This is a genomic window from Exiguobacterium sp. s166, assembly GCF_018618855.1.
In the GTDB taxonomy this organism is placed as follows: domain Bacteria; phylum Bacillota; class Bacilli; order Exiguobacteriales; family Exiguobacteriaceae; genus Exiguobacterium_A.
In genome coordinates this window covers 605,405-621,863 of record NZ_JACSMU010000001.1, presented here as the reverse complement: position 1 = coordinate 621,863, position 16,459 = coordinate 605,405, and the positions used below count along the sequence as shown (strand labels likewise).

At 44.2% G+C, this 16,459-nt stretch carries 16 protein-coding genes and 1 pseudogene; 15 read left to right on the top strand and 2 right to left on the bottom strand.

Annotated elements, in window-relative coordinates; all coding sequences use genetic code 11:
- Window positions 1-112: 112 nt before the first annotated feature.
- From KNP93_RS03115 to KNP93_RS03105, 3 genes are all read left to right on the top strand, one after another.
- Window positions 113-2,659, top strand: a complete 2,547-nt coding sequence (locus tag KNP93_RS03115; RefSeq protein ID WP_214853070.1) for a P-loop NTPase family protein — start codon at window positions 113-115, stop codon at window positions 2,657-2,659.
- Window positions 2,660-2,676: 17 nt separating this feature from the next.
- Window positions 2,677-5,139, top strand: coding sequence for an amidohydrolase family protein (locus KNP93_RS03110; protein ID WP_214853068.1), 2,463 nt, complete (start codon window positions 2,677-2,679; stop codon window positions 5,137-5,139).
- Window positions 5,140-5,235: 96 nt separating this feature from the next.
- A complete protein-coding gene (locus KNP93_RS03105) occupies window positions 5,236-5,745 on the top strand; it encodes a GNAT family N-acetyltransferase (RefSeq protein ID WP_214853067.1) in 510 nt (169 codons plus the stop codon).
- Between the two features lie 56 nt (window positions 5,746-5,801).
- Here the strand turns inward: KNP93_RS03105 and KNP93_RS03100 are convergent, their stop codons facing one another.
- On the bottom strand, window positions 5,802-6,167 hold the full coding sequence (locus tag KNP93_RS03100) for a winged helix-turn-helix transcriptional regulator (protein ID WP_147510502.1): 366 nt from the start codon (window positions 6,165-6,167) through the stop codon (window positions 5,802-5,804).
- Window positions 6,168-6,371: 204 nt separating this feature from the next.
- On the opposite strand from KNP93_RS03100, the gene hxlA reads away from it, so the two are divergent.
- From hxlA to KNP93_RS03085, 3 genes are all read left to right on the top strand, one after another.
- Window positions 6,372-7,007 (top strand): 3-hexulose-6-phosphate synthase, encoded by a 636-nt coding sequence (hxlA, locus tag KNP93_RS03095; RefSeq protein WP_026827605.1) that lies wholly within the window; start codon window positions 6,372-6,374, stop codon window positions 7,005-7,007.
- Window positions 7,008-7,556 (top strand): 6-phospho-3-hexuloisomerase, encoded by a 549-nt coding sequence (gene hxlB / locus KNP93_RS03090; RefSeq protein WP_214853064.1) that lies wholly within the window; start codon window positions 7,008-7,010, stop codon window positions 7,554-7,556.
- A gap of 158 nt (window positions 7,557-7,714) precedes the next feature.
- Window positions 7,715-8,482: a hypothetical protein gene (locus KNP93_RS03085; protein WP_214853051.1), complete on the top strand. Its 768-nt coding sequence runs from the start codon at window positions 7,715-7,717 to the stop codon at window positions 8,480-8,482.
- Window positions 8,483-8,556: 74 nt separating this feature from the next.
- Here the strand turns inward: KNP93_RS03085 and hisJ are convergent, their stop codons facing one another.
- Window positions 8,557-9,351, bottom strand: a complete 795-nt coding sequence (hisJ, locus tag KNP93_RS03080) for a histidinol-phosphatase HisJ (protein WP_214853049.1) — start codon at window positions 9,349-9,351, stop codon at window positions 8,557-8,559.
- Between the two features lie 131 nt (window positions 9,352-9,482).
- Between hisJ and KNP93_RS03075 the strand changes: the two genes are divergently transcribed.
- From KNP93_RS03075 to hisIE, 9 genes and pseudogenes are all read left to right on the top strand, one after another.
- The gene (locus KNP93_RS03075; RefSeq protein ID WP_026827608.1) at window positions 9,483-10,304 is read left to right on the top strand and encodes an ATP phosphoribosyltransferase regulatory subunit; all 822 of its coding nucleotides are present in this window, start codon (window positions 9,483-9,485) and stop codon (window positions 10,302-10,304) included.
- Complete coding sequence (hisG, locus tag KNP93_RS03070; RefSeq protein ID WP_012371233.1) at window positions 10,305-10,913, top strand: ATP phosphoribosyltransferase; 609 nt, start codon at window positions 10,305-10,307, stop codon at window positions 10,911-10,913.
- Window positions 10,913-12,130: a histidinol dehydrogenase gene (hisD, locus tag KNP93_RS03065; protein ID WP_214853047.1), complete on the top strand. Its 1,218-nt coding sequence runs from the start codon at window positions 10,913-10,915 to the stop codon at window positions 12,128-12,130. The genes hisG and hisD overlap by 1 nt, the downstream gene beginning before the upstream one ends.
- Window positions 12,130-13,101 carry a pyridoxal phosphate-dependent aminotransferase gene (locus KNP93_RS03060; RefSeq protein ID WP_214853044.1) on the top strand — a complete coding sequence of 324 codons (972 nt, stop codon included), beginning with the start codon at window positions 12,130-12,132 and terminating at the stop codon, window positions 13,099-13,101. The genes hisD and KNP93_RS03060 overlap by 1 nt, the downstream gene beginning before the upstream one ends.
- On the top strand, window positions 13,074-13,655 hold the full coding sequence (hisB, locus tag KNP93_RS03055) for an imidazoleglycerol-phosphate dehydratase HisB (RefSeq protein WP_214853042.1): 582 nt from the start codon (window positions 13,074-13,076) through the stop codon (window positions 13,653-13,655). The genes KNP93_RS03060 and hisB overlap by 28 nt, the downstream gene beginning before the upstream one ends.
- Window positions 13,652-14,239 carry an imidazole glycerol phosphate synthase subunit HisH gene (gene hisH / locus KNP93_RS03050; RefSeq protein WP_028105794.1) on the top strand — a complete coding sequence of 196 codons (588 nt, stop codon included), beginning with the start codon at window positions 13,652-13,654 and terminating at the stop codon, window positions 14,237-14,239. The genes hisB and hisH overlap by 4 nt, the downstream gene beginning before the upstream one ends.
- Complete coding sequence (hisA, locus tag KNP93_RS03045) at window positions 14,212-14,916, top strand: 1-(5-phosphoribosyl)-5-[(5-phosphoribosylamino)methylideneamino]imidazole-4-carboxamide isomerase (protein ID WP_214853038.1); 705 nt, start codon at window positions 14,212-14,214, stop codon at window positions 14,914-14,916. The genes hisH and hisA overlap by 28 nt, the downstream gene beginning before the upstream one ends.
- Window positions 14,910-15,659 (top strand): imidazole glycerol phosphate synthase subunit HisF, encoded by a 750-nt coding sequence (gene hisF, locus KNP93_RS03040; protein WP_026827613.1) that lies wholly within the window; start codon window positions 14,910-14,912, stop codon window positions 15,657-15,659. Before hisA ends, hisF begins: the two co-directional genes overlap by 7 nt.
- A pseudogene (hisIE, locus tag KNP93_RS15835) lies at window positions 15,656-16,271 on the top strand (bifunctional phosphoribosyl-AMP cyclohydrolase/phosphoribosyl-ATP diphosphatase HisIE). Before hisF ends, hisIE begins: the two are co-directional and overlap by 4 nt.
- Window positions 16,272-16,459: the final 188 nt, after the last annotated feature.

Here is a 16,459-nt window from a genome sequence, read left to right as displayed (position 1 = left end):
GTATGTAAATTAGACTGGAGTGGTAATCATAGAAACAAATACGATTAAAGATCAAATTAATTGGTCTAGATATAAACACGAATTTGTTGTATCCAAAATAGAGAATAATTACATGTTTAATGAACAAATTAATAAAATTAATAAATTAATTTTATTAAATAAATCGAATGAAGAAAGTTCATGTTTAGAAAATGACGATAAATTTAATCGTTTAATTGGAATTGCAGGTGAACGTGGAAGTGGAAAGAGTTCCCTTTTAAAAACATTAAAATTTCAATTAGAAAAAAAAACAGATTATGATAATTATCTTGTCTTACCAATTATTGATCCAAATAAAATCGATACCCAAATGGGGATTTTAGAAATAATTTTGTCGAATCTTTATTTAGCTGTAGAAAAAATGCGAGAAAAATCATACGAATCTATAAATGAATTTAATGAAATTTCAAGAAAGATAGTGAGTCAACTTGGTATTGTTTCTAAGTTATCATTTTCTAAGAGTGACTTTCGAAAAAATTTTTCAAATGAAGAAATATTAAATCAATATCATAAACGACTATTATTTGAAGATGATTTTCATAGTTTGTTTGCAGATGTATGGTCAATTTTAAAAGAGAAACCTAAAAAAAACTATAGAAGAGGATATCTAGTAATTTTAATTGATGATATAGATTTAGTAGATAATAGTCTTGTATATAAGATGCTTGAAGATGTTAAGAGTGTCTTAAGTAACAATGTAACAGTAATAGTGACATATAGACATACACAGCTTTTAAACTCAGTTTACGATAGTAAAATACAAGAAAATAATAATTTACTTGTATATAAGATTATCGATGATAGTGAAATCCGCTTGCAAACAGCCACATATATTGAAAAAATGTTTATGCAAAATAATATAATAAAAATGCCTATTAAAGAAGAAGTTATTTATTTACCCTTAAAAAAATTTTTTTCGGATGTGGAATTAAAACTTTTAGTTGAGAACGGCTTCGTATTACAAAATTCTATAATTAAAAATATATATGATGTGATTAAAAGGAAAACTTTGATTGATATATATAGTTTGGATATTAATGAACGAACCTTGTATGAGAGCAATCTTACATTAAGAGGAATTGTCCAAATACTCGAATTTTTATATGAAGATTTAGAGGACATAGTTAAACCATATGGAGAAAAAAAATTAAATAAAAAATACTTAGAGACGAATTTGAAAAAGTTGAAAAGTTATTTCTTAAGTGTTTCAGAGCAATTGCTAGATGTTACAGAAAAGAAAATATTAGAAAAATGGGATTTAGTTGATGAGCAATCTAAAAACTACATCGTGTACAAGGAGCTTTATATTCAACTTATGGCACAAAAAGATTTTAATAGCGATACAAATATTTCACAAGAAGAGTTTGGTAATCTCTTGGCCATAAATAGAATTGAGGCATACAATGTTTGCTTAGGTGATGTTATAGAAATTTTTAATGTATATAAAGATAACATTAGTTCGAATTTGTCTAAGTATCACTTTATATACACTTTAAAAATACTTTATTCTATTGAATTACTAACTTCTTTATTGATAGAAATTTTTTATGAAGATGATAATCAATATAATACTTTTTTTGAACTTAGTGATGAATCGAACTATTATTTTAAATCACGAGATAACAATTTAAGTAAAAAAAATATGTATTGGTACACAAAATATTATCATCTTACAAGATATAAAATAATTCCAGAAAACATCACCTGGTTATCAAAAAAATCAGATGTTCTAAAGATTAAATATATACAATTTATAAATAATAATGACTCAGAAGTAAAAATATATAAATTTTTAGATAAAATTTTATATACATCAGTTTCGACTTTTGGAGATGTGAAAGGTACGAGCAGAATAAGAGTTCGTGACTTAAATTCTAGTTCTTATTTATTAACTCAAGATCCACATAGATATAGATATAGATATAATTTTTTATTTAGATTCAATAGTGACAGTAAGCTACATGAGAGTGATGAAATTAGAAATAATGAATTGACATCATTCAGAAAAAGTGACTATTATTCCTTTGATCCATATTCGTACCTTGTAAAAGAGAATTATCTATCTAATGTTATTTATCATTACAATTATTTATTCTATTCGTTATTTGATATTGACATTATTTTAACTAAAAATCACGATAGCAAAAGTAAAAATAAAAGTGCTTACGTCAATCTTTTTAGTTCTGTTAATGAAATATATTCTGAGATTTTACAAAATGAAGAGTATAACCTTGGTAAATTTATAAGTTCAAATAAATCAAAAGAAGTAAGTATCTACTCTGAGTATGATTTAGAATATTTAGATGAATATACAATTGTGGAAGAAAAAGAAGCACAAGATAAAAATAACTTGAAATTAAGTCGATCTGAATTGAGATTACTTCAATATGACATAGAGAAAGAAGATTTAAGTAAAAGTTCAGTGCGAAGAAAAAAAGATTTTATAATGTATGCTAAGTCTATTCCAATTAGTAAAAATTCTCGCAGTGAATTTTATTATGATATTAAAGTCATACTTGAGACTGAAAATAAAGAAGATGCAATTCCAACTGAAAGGGAGCAACTAGCAATGAAAAGAATTATTCAAAGAATTAGAAAAAAATTGAATGGGACTAACTGAACTGGAATGAATTATTTATGAGACAAGCTGATCGGTTATTAAAAGCAATCTATCGTGAACCATTTATGAGAGTTACAAATGATCAATTCGAACGAGTAGACTTATTTAATTTTTCAGATGAGAATTTTCGAATGAAATGCAAAACAAATTATTTAAAATTGTATCCGCAAAATTATACTGGGGATGAACTTGACGAAATCTTAAATTATCAAAATGGAAGGTTAAAAAATTCGTATAAAAAAACTAATACTGCATATATGTTCCTTTATTATGCCCAAAAAATGTTTAAAATAAAAAACAAACAAATTATTGTTTCGTATGAGCATTTACTTGAGTGGGATGGATTTCAAAATAAAGTAGATGCTAATGTCTTTATCGGTGCGTATGCAGCAGCTAAATTAGACAAAAATTTAGTCTGTCAATCAAATATTGTGATTAATCATGATAATGATCGAGTTTATCAGATATTACGAAAGGGAGTTTGTGAAGGGCACATGCATTTAAAAGGCTCTGGATTAACAACTGAACTTTCATGGATTTCGTTTTTAGGCTCATCTTTTATTAGTACAGATGGTATATATAGCTTTGTTCAAAATAATAATAATTTTAGAGAGTATAAGAGTTATGGATACACAGAAAATGAAATAGTGCTATCGTTACAAAAAGTAAAGCTTGCAAGAATTATTCTTGATCAGGCGGAAGAGTTAGATAGTGAAATACTAAAAAAATTTAAAAAAATGATTTATATAAATGATTTAGAAATTTTTAAAGTTGAAGCATTATTAAATAAAGAAGATTTAGAAAAAAGTATAAATAGTTTTAATAAAAAATTACAAAAAGAAGAAAGATATTCTATTGTTTCTGAGCGTTTGTTTTATGAAAAAATGTTTCTTAATTTGACAAATAAAACAATGAGTACATTTTACTTGAACTTGTTTAACTTTTATATCTGGGGAGCCTCAGTTTTTAAATTTGAATTGAATCAAGATAACGTAGGAATGGGTTTTCAGAAATTTAAATATCAAGAAAATGTTAAAGATCAACTTATAAAAGATAATACACTGATATATAAAAGTGTGTTTGAAAAGTATTATGAGGAGGGTGTGATTCGAAAAATTGAGTTTCGAATTGCCCCTAAAAATATTAATGAAATTAAGAAATTGATTAAAAAATTAGATGAAATTAATAATGAAGTACACTGTATTTATTCTAAGAAAAAAAACACTAGAAATTATAATTTACCTTTAATTGAATATGGTTTAATCATTCACTACATCAAGAGAGATGATTTAGCGCAAAATCCGAATTCAGATAGAGCAGGTAGATATAAAAATTATATTGAAATAGTCAGAGAAGATGCTAGGAAAGTCGAAAAAGTACTAGAATGGGAAACTGAATTAGCTAGCAATCCATTATTGGCTGAGACGTTTAAAAGAAAAATTGTAGCTATAGATGCAGCTAATACAGAAATTGGATGTCCGCCAGAAATTTTTGGTGTCTCTTTTCGAAAACATCGCTACACCTGTGATCCTTTTGGTGGTATCAATTTTACTTTTCATGTAGGAGAAGAATTCAAAACACTTGAGAGTGGAATCCGAAATGTAGATGAAGCAATAGATTACTTAGAGTATCGGCGAGGTGATCGACTAGGACACGCATTGGCGCTTGGAATAGACGCGTCAGCTTATTTTAAAAGAAAAAGGTATAAGGTTGTTACGTCATTACAAGATTATATAGACAACATTGCTTGGTTGTACGGAATCTATTCGCAACCGTGCCACTTTAATGAGAAATATATTGCATTATTAACAGCTATGTATGATAAGCATAAGCATCATTTGTTTAAAGATTTCTTTGATTTTAGTTTTACTATTTCAGACTATATTCAAAGTATGAGATTAAGAAGTGACGACTCAGTTCAATACACAAATCGAGAAATAGTGAATTCAACAAGTAAAATGCTATATAGTAAACAAATGAGTAGAGAGACATTTCAATTTAATGACGGAAACCCTGATCACTCATCAGCATTTATGAATACAAAGGCACGCTTATTAAACTATCACTATATATATGATAGTAACTTTATATCTAATAGTCGAACTACAATTGAATACAAAATCGAAGATGAATGGATTAATCTTGTAAGTCATGTACAACTTATTTTAAGAGACAAATTAGTAGAAAGAGGAATTGTTGTTGAAGCAAATCCAAGTTCTAACCGTAAAATTTCATCAGTGCAGAACTTTAGTGAGTTACCATTTTTAGTTATGAACTCTTATCATCTTGAAGATAGTGATAAAAAGCATGTATCCATCACAATTAACACTGACGATAGTGCAATTTTTCAAACAAATTTATCTAATGAGTATAGTCTTATTGCACGTTCATTGGAACTCGAAGGATATCAACCAGAGCGAATTTATTCATATTTAGAATACTTACGTGAAGCATCATGTATTCATAACTTTGTAAATTAAATTTCATGGTAGTACTAGTTATTGTATTTTATTTATTTTTTATGTAGCTAATCTAAAATTAATGTTTGAAATTTTTAGGGGACGGAGCTGACAACTATGATACGACGTGCCACCTTGATGGACGGAAAAGCCTTATCGGACTTGATGCGACGAATTGATCGGGAAACGAAATATATGTTGTATGAGCCGGAAGAACGCAGCATGTCGACGGAGCAGGCGGAAGCGTTCATCGAATGGTTTGGTCAGGCGGCAAACTCGGATATCTTCGTTGTTGATGTCGATGAGCAACTTGTCGGCTATGTACTGGTCGTCGGTGGCAAACCAAGCCGAATCCGTCACCGGGCGAACCTTGTCATCGGCTTGCTGGATGCCTATACGGGGCGCGGGCTTGGTGCCGGATTACTCGAAGCAGTTGATGCCTTTGCCGTTGAAGCGGGACTTGTCCGGCTCGAACTGACAGTCCGGAAAGATAACCTGCGGGCAATCGAGCTTTATCATAAGTTCGGTTTCAACATCGAAGGAACACGGATTGCCTCGCTGTTCATTGACGGCGAGTACGTCGATGAACTGGCGATGTCGAAAATATTTACAGCAGAAGAAGTCTAAAAAAAGATGCTCGGTTGCCTCCTCTCAGATTGAGACGGGACAGACGAGCATCTTTTTTATTGCGATAATTTTGTTTGTTCGAACTCGACTTCGAGGACATTTTTGGCGTAATCCTTGCCCCAGTCGTACATCGCGTCCAAAATCGGCATCAGGCTGTAGCCGTGTGGCGTCAACGAATATTCGACCTTCGGCGGAACGACCGGATAGACTTCCCGGTGGATGATATGGTGATCTTCCAGCTCCCGTAACTGATTGACGAGCATCCGTTGGGTAATGCCGGGCATCAGGCTTTTCAGCTCTCCGAAGCGTTTAGTCCCTTCTTTCCCAAGGTGCCAAAGAATCAGCATCTTCCATTTCCCCCCGATGATCGAGAGGGTCAATTCTTTTTCACAGTTAAACTGCCGGTCTTCAAAATGTGGCATCGTCCCACCTCCTTTTTTAGTATAGCCCTCTTGTCATCGACAGTATACTTTTCCGCACTATGTATGAAAAACCGCACTATGTAAATTAAAAGTGCGTACTTCCCAAGTTCGTCTATGAGGATTATATTTAGTCATGTTCCTTCACGAACGTCAGAAGGAAGTGCCAGGATTCACAAATAGAGAGAAGAATGGGAGAGATAAATTATGAAATTACAATTAGCAATCGATTTAGTCGATACAGCAGGTGCCATCGCTTTAGTCAAAGAAATTGGCGAAGAAAACTTAGATATCGTTGAGATCGGGACACCGGTCGTCATCAACGAAGGGCTTCGTGCCGTTAAAGAAATGAAAGCGGCATTCCCGAACTTAACGGTTCTCGCCGACTTAAAAATCATGGATGCTGCCGGCTATGAAGTCAGCCAAGCTGTCGCACACGGTGCCGATATCGTGACGATTCTTGGAGCTGCCGAAGATATGTCGATCCAAGGTGCCGTTGAAGAAGCGAAAAAATCAGGCAAGAAGATTTTGGTGGATATGATCGCTGTCAAAGATATCGCGACACGTGCGAAAGAACTTGATGAACTCGGTGTTGACTACATCTGTGTCCACACAGGTTACGATCTTCAAGCCGTCGGTCAGAACTCGTTCGAGGATCTCGCAACAATCAAATCAGTTGTTAAAAATGCAAAAACAGCAGTTGCGGGCGGCATCAAGATGGAGACATTACCGGAAGTCATCGCAGCACGCCCAGACCTCATCATCGTCGGTGGCGGAATTACCGGACAAGACGACAAACAAGGAACAGCGTCAACGATGCGTCGGATGCTGCAAGAGGCGTAAATGACACATATTCAAACGATTTTACAAGAGCTGACGTCGACGGTCGAAGCGATTGATCAAGCCGAGACGACGCAACTCGCGGAAGCTGTTCTGAAGGCAGACCGGATCTTTCTCGCTGGAGCCGGTCGCTCCGGCTTGATGGGCAAAGCGTTTGTCATGCGCCTGATGCACATGAACTTCGATGCGTACGTCGTTGGTGAGACGGTCACCGCGAACTTGCGTGAAGGAGACTTGTTGATCATCGGATCAGGATCCGGTGAGACGAAAACACTCGTCCCGATCGTCGAGAAAGCGAAACACATCGGTGGAACCGTCGCGGTCGTCACGATTGAGCCGACATCGACACTAGCGAAGTTAGCAGACTTAACCGTCAAGCTACCGGGAGTGCCGAAAGAGCGGACAGCCATGGCAGACGAAACGGTTCAGCCGATGGGATCATTGTTTGAACAAACGATGTTGCTGTTTTACGACGCATTGATTCTTCACATCATGGCGGCGAAACAACTTGATTCAAAAACGATGTATGGCAAACATGCTAATCTAGAATAGAAGAAATCATAAGACCGGTAGACGTGTGTGACACGTTTGCCGGTCTTTTTGGTATAATTTTCAAAAAGGTATTCCCATTTGTGTGAGTTTATTCGGATAACAGAAAGAATCGACTTGTGATAATGAGAGAAACGAAGGGGTAGAAAGGAGGACGGGGAATGCGTTTTGTAAAGCCGATGACAACCATCGTATTGATCAGCAGCTGTCTGCTGTCGGGATGCATGACTGAGACGGAAGAACCTGCCGTGAAACCGTCTGCTGACGTTAAGTCAGTAAAACCAGTCAAAGAACAGAACGAGGTGGAGGAATTTTTAATCACAGATCCATCGAAAGATGCGGATACACCGGGAAAAGCGGCTGTTGAACAAATTCAGCTGACATTTAAAAATGGACAAACGGCTGTCCCGACGCAAGACGATATCTTATCGGAAGCGATTCTCGGTCAAAAAGCGGTTGTCAGTCTGCATGCACCGGAAGCACAGAATAATTATATCATCTTATTTTACGAACGGTCTAATCGCTGGACATTAACCGGGATTCTTCCAGTGGCAGGTCCAAGTAAGTCCGAACGTTCGAAATCACGTGGCTTGAATCTTCCGTTTCAAACGTTTAAGAAAAATGAAATGGTCTGGAATGAAGAAAAAGACGCTTCGACCACGTGGACGTTTACCGGGAAACAGTCTATTATCACAGTCTCGAAGCTGTCACAGCAGACGATCGACGATAAGCGGTCAGCAAGTGTGACATTATCAAATGGCATCACAGCATACACCCACGAGACGAGGCGGGAAGCCAGCTTGTCTTATCAGGATGGCGAACAGACGGTTCTCTTAGGTGGTAACGTCCCGCTTGCCAGTCTTAAAATACTTGCGGAATCATTGCCTTCCGTGAACTCAGGATTGTTTCCGTATCCTGAAGCAGAATAAAAAAATCGCCGTTTCCCGCAACTCCTGACAGAGTTGATGAAAACGAGCGATTCTTTTTTTACATATTTAATGTCTTACCACTTCATGTCAAAATCAGCCCCGACGTCTTTCGCCAAATGCGCATCTGATCCGTAAACGAGCGGAATCCCTAAAGACTGCGTGAGTTGCAGGAGTTCCGGGTAAGGATAGGAAAGACCGCATAACGGTTTGCGCAGGCCTGCCGTATTGAGATCGAGTGTAAAGTCGGCCTGGCGGATTTTCCGGACCGTCTCATCCAAGTTCGCCGGCGTCTGCTCGAGCGGATAGGCTTGGATGAATTTCGTCGGCAACGTCAGGTGACCGAGACGTTTTGGTTGATGTGTGCCGAGGTTCGTCATGACGAGCGCCTGGATGCCTTCGTAATAGCGTTCGTGAGCGGCTGTGACGCTGCCTGTCGCCGTAACGATCTCACCGAAACTTTCCTTGCTGAAGTCGACCATATAATACCGGTCCTCGATCCAGAGGTAATGCAGCGACAGGATGCCGTCCGTCAGCTCGGGACCATAACGGGCGATGATGTCCCGCGTGCCGTCGACGTCATGCTCCCAGTAATCAAACTCCATCCCGATCCGGATGTCGATATCGTTTTTGTATGTGTCGCGTAACGTCTTTAGTTCTTCAATGTAGCGTTCGGCGGTCGCAAACGACATCCCGGAATCGTTATCGGGTGCCGAATCGACGAGTCCTTCCGGCAGCGGGGCGTGCTCGGTGAAGCTGATCCGTTCGAGACCTTGTACCAGGGCGCGTTCGATATACGCTTCGAGTGGATCCTTTGTTCCGTGCGGACAATACGGGCTGTGGACGTGACCGTCCCATTTGATCAATTGCATGACAAAACCTCCAATATGTTTTTTTCAGTACGAAAACAGGCAAAAGGATTGACAATCGAACCACAAAAAAGGTATCTTATCGTTAAATAATTTAGCGTGGTACAGTGATAACAAGATAAAGGAGTGGCGACATGCAATCATTTTCTACGATTCGACTCAAAGACGGGGCAACGGACTACGTCGGGCAATCAGCTGAACGCCTGCAACGTGTCATCCGCCAACTCGAGGATGGGCTCGAACAATCTAACTATACCCGATTAATCACCCCTTTAATTGAAGAAGTCGGTGGTCGGGAACAAATTCGGATGGATTTTACGACAAGTGTCGCGCGGGCGCTCAGTGAGCGTGGCCGCGAACAATATAAACGCGTCTTTTACAGTGGTTCGGTCTTCCAGCCGGAAGAAAAGTTCCAAGTCGGTTTTGAAGAGCGGGGCGTCATTGCCGAGGTTGAAGCGATCCAACTCGGTGTCCGGTTGATCGAAGAATTGACCGGTAAAGAAGTGACGTTGTCGATCGGCGACGCCGGACTGATTGAACACTTGATTGAAACCCGGGTCGGTGATCACCATCTGCGGGATCAAGTGACACAGATGCTGCGGTTACGGAACGTCATCGAACTGAAACGGATTGCCCGGGAACTCGATGATGCCTTGCTCGCCAAACTCCCGCTCTTATTTGGTCGGGAAGGGGCGGAACAGATTTTGCCGTATGTCGACGAAACCCGCTTAAATGCCGTCATCGATTTAGCAGACGCCGTCAATGCCGATCTCGACTTTGGGCAGATGGGGCTGCAGACGTACTATGATGGCGTGACGATCCACGGTTTCATTGAAGGTGTGACCGAGCCGGTATTGGTCGGAGGACGATACGACCGGCTGTACGAACAATTTGGTCAGGAACAACAAGCGTTCGGGATCGGATTTTCCGTCGAACGACTCGCGGAGGTGCTCTAAATGCGGATTGGGATTACGAAAGGCCGGCTGTCGAAAACAACAGAACGGTATTTAAAAGAAGCAGGCGTCGAAACGTGGGGGGCGATCGAACGTGAATTGATCGTCAAGCGCGGCGAACATGAATTCGTCTTCATGAAAGGGTCGGATTTGATTCCGTACGTCGCCCAAGGCGTCCTCGACGTCGCGATCACCGGCAGCGACATCCTGCTCGAATCGGATCAGGAATTGTCGGAACTGGCAGAATTGCCATTCGGGATTTGCCGGATGTCGGTCTGTGCAAAAGAGCCGTTGCAGTTCGAAGGCGGACGCCGGGTCCGGATTGCGACCAAATATCCGGTCATCGCGAAACGTTACTTCAGTGAACTGGGTGTCGATGTCGATATCGTGCCGCTGAACGGTTCGGTTGAACTGGCACCATTGCTCGGTCTTGCCGATGCGATCGTCGATATCGTCGAAACGGGTGAAACACTCCGGGCGAACGGTCTTAATGAATATGAAAAAATCATCGATATCAACGCCCGATTCTTTACAAGCGAGTGGACGTTGAAACGCAAACGCGTCGAAGTGATTCAATTACTCGAACAGCTGACAGAAGGAGTGACTCGGTAATGGCAACGACAAAAAACTTCAGTGTCGACCGTGAGACGGAGCAAGCCGTCCGGTCGATTCTGGAACAAGTGGCAAACGACGGCGATGCAGCCGTCCGTCGCTATACAAGTGAATTTGACCGTGTTGATTTGACCGACTTCCGTTTGGATGAAGCGAAAATCCAAGAAGCGTTTGATCAAGCCGATCCGAATCTGGTCGACTCGTTAAAACTGATGGCGACTCGACTCGTCGAGTGGCACGAACAAGAATTGCCGTCCGACATCGAGCTCGTCGAAGCGGACGTCACCCGTCGCCAACGGTTTGTTCCGGTTGACTCGGTCGGGATTTATGTCCCGGGCGGAGCCGCAAGTTATCCGTCAACCGTCCTGATGAACGCGATTCCGGCTAAAGTCGCCGGTGTCGAGCGGGTCGTCATGGTGACACCGGTCACCGGACTCAGCACAGAAGTGTTGGTCGCTGCGAAAATCGCCGGTGTGACAGAAATCTATACAATCGGTGGCGCCCAAGCCGTCGCTGCCTTGACGTTCGGTACGGAATCGATTCAAGCAGTTGATTTGATCGTCGGACCGGGTAACCGGTTTGTTGCCGAAGCGAAACGTCAAGTCTACGGCATCGTCGGCATCGACTCAGTCGCCGGACCGTCAGAAGTCGTCGTCATCGCCGATGAGACGGCGCATCCGGACCGGATTGCCGCCGATCTCCTCGCACAAGCAGAACACGACCGTGACGCGGTCGCGATTGCCTTCGTCCCGACGGAAGCAATGAAAGCGGACGTCGATGCGAACATCGAACGCCGCTTGCAACAGTTACCGCGCCAGGAGATTGCACGCCGGGCGATGGAAAACGGCGGCGTCTTCGTTGCCTCACTCGATGAATCAATTGAAGAAGCAAACCGTTTGGCAGCCGAACACTTGGAGCTTGCCGTCGCGAACCCGCAAGAGGTCGTCAAGTTGATCCGTCACGCCGGGATGATTTTCCTCGGACACGAAACACCGGAAACACTCGGCGATTATGTCGCCGGGACGAACCACGTCTTACCGACATCCGGGACAGCCCGCTTTGCGTCCGGCTTATCGGCACGAACATTCTTACGTCACCAGACGATGCTCGAAGCGACACGGGAAGGTGTCGCTCGACTAGCGAATGCCGCGAAAACGGTCGCTCGGGTCGAAGGACTCGAAGCACACGCACAAGCGATAGAAGTGAGGGAAAACTGATGCGATTACACCAAAACGAACGATTCACGGCCCACAGCCGGACGGGAATCGAGACCATTAAACAACTGGTCGAGACGTTTCCGATCAATGAATATCCGGTCGAAGTCATCGATCAAGCCAAAGCATCTTACAGCGCCTATGCCGGTGTCCGTCCCACCCAACTTGTGGCCGGGAATGGCTCCGACGAACTGATTGGTTACCTCTGTGCCCGCTACGCTGGTCCAGAGTCACCGGTCATCGCCTCGCAACCGGATTTCGTCATGTATCAGTTTTATGCTGACCGCGCACGGGCCGACTTCAGTAAAGTCCCGTTGCTCGAAGGGATGGCGCTCGATGTCGATGGACTGCTCGCTGCACCGGGCAATATCATCTTCCTCAGTCACCCGCATAATCCGTCGGGGATCCTACGGAAGGAAGCGGATGTCCGCCGATTGCTCGATAGCGGAAAATATGTCGTGATTGACGAAGCCTACATCGACTTTGCCCTCGAACAATCGATGGTCGCTCTGCTCGACGAGTATCCGAACGCGATCATTCTCCGGACGTTGTCGAAAGCGTTTGGTCTCGCGTCCCTGCGGCTTGGATTCCTGATTGCCAGTGAACAGGTCGTTGCCGAAGTCGAATCAATCAAGTCGCCATATAACGTCTCCGGACTCTCGGCCGCCGTCGGAATCGCCATCATGGCCGAGCCGGAGCTGGATCTTGTGTTAGAAGAAACGTTTGCGAGCCGGGACACGATTGCCCGTCTGGTCGAACCGCTTGGCAGAACGTATCCGAGTGCTGCGAATTTTGTTTACGTTGAATACGACGAAGCTGAACGCTTCACTGAACGTTGTGCCAACGCCGGACTGCGGATCCGTTTGTTTGACGGAGCCTTCCGCGTCAGTTGCGGCTCGACGGAAGCGATGGAAATCTTAGAGAAATGTGTAGAGGAGGAACTGCAATGCGTCGTGGGACAAGTGAACGAGTAAGTTCAGAATCAGAAATCAAGGTGGCGGTCGACCTGAGTGGCGGACCGGTTGAGATCAAGACGGGCGTCGGCTTCTTTGATCACATGTTGACGTTGTTTGCCTTCCAGGCCCAGATTGGTCTAGTGATTGAAGCGAAGGGCGATCTCTGGATTGATGCCCACCATACGGTTGAAGATACGGCGATCGTTCTCGGAGCTGCCTTGACGGAAGCGTTAGGCGACAAAGCCGGTATCGAACGGTACGGCGAATCGCGTGTGCCGATGGACGAGACGCTTGCCTCGGTCGTTCTCGACTTCAGCGGTCGTCCGTATACGGTCTTCCTCGCCGAATTCAAAAATCCGAAGCTCGGTGATTTTGATACGGAACTGGCGGAAGAGTTTTTCCAAGGCTTGTCCCGCAGTGCCCGGATGACGATTCATGCCCAAGTCCTCTACGGTTCGAATACGCACCACATGATCGAAGGACTGTTCAAGGCGCTGGGTCGGGCTGTCCGTCAAGCGGTTGCCGTAACCGGTGACGGCGTCCCGTCGACGAAAGGACTGATTGACCAATGATCGCGATCGTAGATTATGGTGTCGGCAATATCGCCAATATCGAACGGGCGTTAAAAGAGCTCGGAGAAGCCGTCATCGTCACGAGTGATCTGGAATTGCTCGGACAGGCGGAAGCGCTCGTCTTACCGGGTGTCGGTGCCTATGCCCCGGCAATGGCCCGGTTAGAAGAGACGGGATTGATTGAGTTCTTACAGGAACAAGCGACGAAAAAACCTTTCCTCGGGATTTGTCTCGGGATGCAACTGTTGTTTGAATCAAGCGATGAAGACGGACAGACACAAGGGCTCGGTATTTTACCGGGAACGGTCGAAAAGTTACCGAGTGACGTCCGCTTGCCGCACATGGGCTGGCACCAGTTGACGAACCATGGAGAAGCCGTCTATTTCGTCCACTCGTACGGTGCTGTCTGTGAACCGGACTGGATCGTCGACTCGGTCGAATACGGACGACTCGTCCCGGCCATCGTCCAGAAGGACTTGGTGACAGGGATGCAATTCCACCCGGAGAAGAGTGGCGAAGTCGGATTGAAATTACTTAAGGAATGGAGAGAGACGACATGCAACTCTACCCAGCAATCGATTTAATGAGCGGACAGGCCGTCCGGCTCAAACAAGGTGATTTTCAACAGCAGACCTTTTTCGGGGATGCGTTGACGATCGCAAGACGGTTTAAAGAAGACGGTGCGACAGCGATTCACCTGATTGATCTCGATGGCGCAAAAGCCGGTGAACCCATTCACTTGAGCCTGATCGCGGACATCAAAAAAGAAACCGGTTTGTTCGTTGAAGCCGGCGGCGGCGTCCGCAACATCGAAACGGTCGAAGCGTACGTTGGCGCCGGGATTGATCGGATTTTGATTGGGACGGTTGCGCTCGAAGACGAAGCGTTGCTCGAACAGATGATTGAGCGGGCCGGTGATAAGCTGGCTGTGGCACTTGATGCCAAAGACGGCATCGTTCAGACACGCGGCTGGCTCGAAGCGAGTGACTGGACGCTCGAACGGGCAATCGAACACTTGATTCAAAAAGGCATCAAGACCTTTTTATATACGGACATCTCCCGCGACGGGATGATGCAGGGACCGGATGTTGACGGACTCGACCGCTTAAAACGGGACGGCGTTGAACTGATTGCGTCCGGTGGTGTGACGACGGTCGAAGACGTCGCCCGCTTAAAAGAAATCGGGATGGACGGTGCCGTCATCGGTCGTGCCTTGCTCGACGGTTCGTTGTCGTTGAAAGAGGTGCTTCGCGTATGTTGATGAAACGGATCATTCCTTGCCTCGATGTCAAGGAGGGGCGCGTCGTCAAAGGCGTGAAGTTTCAAAATCTGCGCGACCTCGGAGATCCCGTCGCCGTCGCGAAATACTATTACGAACAAGGTGCCGATGAGCTGGTGTTACTTGATATCTCAGCGACGCAGGAAGGACGCGACACGATGCTCGATATCGTCGAGCGGGTGGCGGAAGTCATCTACATGCCGTTTACGGTCGGCGGCGGCATCAAGACGCTGGAAGACGCGAAACGATTGATCCGTGCCGGTGCCGATAAAGTCTCCCTCAACTCATCGGCGTTACAGAACCCGCAACTGATTCAAGACATCAGCCGTCTGTTTGGTGTTCAGGCGACGGTCGTCGCGATCGATGCCAAGCGGACCGGTGATTCGTGGGGCGTCTTCTCGCACGGCGGCACACAAGCCGTCGGACGGGACGCAATCGAATGGGCGAAGGAAGCCGTCTCGCTTGGAGCCGGTGAACTGCTCGTCACGTCGATGGATGCCGACGGAACAAAGGATGGCTACGATTTGGAATTGATCCAACGCTTACGCGAAGTCGTCAATGTGCCGTTGATCGCCTCCGGTGGGGTCGGGACACTCGAACACTTGGCGGAAGGTCTCGAAGCGGGAGCCGATGCGGCACTGGCAGCATCGATTTTCCACGAAGCGACCTATACGATGCCGGAGACAAAAGACTACTTGAAGGCGAGAGGAGTCGACGTCCGATGATCGAATTGAATTTTTCAAAGGGACTCGTCGCGGCTGTCATCTTGGATGAAACGACAAACGATGTCCTGATGGTCGGTTTCATGGATCAGGCGGCTTACGACAAGACGCTTGCGACCGGACTCGTCACGTTTTTCTCGCGGACGAAAAACCGGCTTTGGACGAAGGGCGAGACGAGCGGGCATACGCTCGAACTACGCCGTATGTGGATTGACTGCGATCAGGACAGTCTGTTGATCACCGTTAAAGCGAACGGACCGACGTGCCATACCGGCAATCGGACATGTTTCTATACAGAAGTGGAGGTGCCGCATGCTACATGAACTTGAACGCACGGTAAAAGAAAAAATCGCGTCACAAGATGAGGCGTCTTATACGAACTACCTGGTTAAAGCCGGGCGGGAAAAAATCGCCAAGAAGTTTGGCGAAGAGGCGTTTGAAGTCGTCCTCGCGGGCGACGACACACTCGCGGAAGAGACAGCGGATCTGCTGTATCATCTGACGGTGTTGCTCGCTGATCGCGGAGTATCGTTTACGGACGTTGAAGCCGTTTTGAACGAACGTCACGGGACGAAGTCGACGTTCAAGGATCGACCGGATATCGAACAGTGGTAATCCACGGCTCTGCATTCCTCAAACGGGATGCAGAGTTTTTTTGCTGAAAAAAGTGGGAAAACAACAAAAGAAGTGTCATCAAATCGTCAGAACATTTTGATAGGCATTTAGTAGAAAGCGGGCGTATAATCAAGAGCATAGTCTGTTTGTCCAGAAAGTAGGTGTCATCTTGATCACGAAAAAAGAAA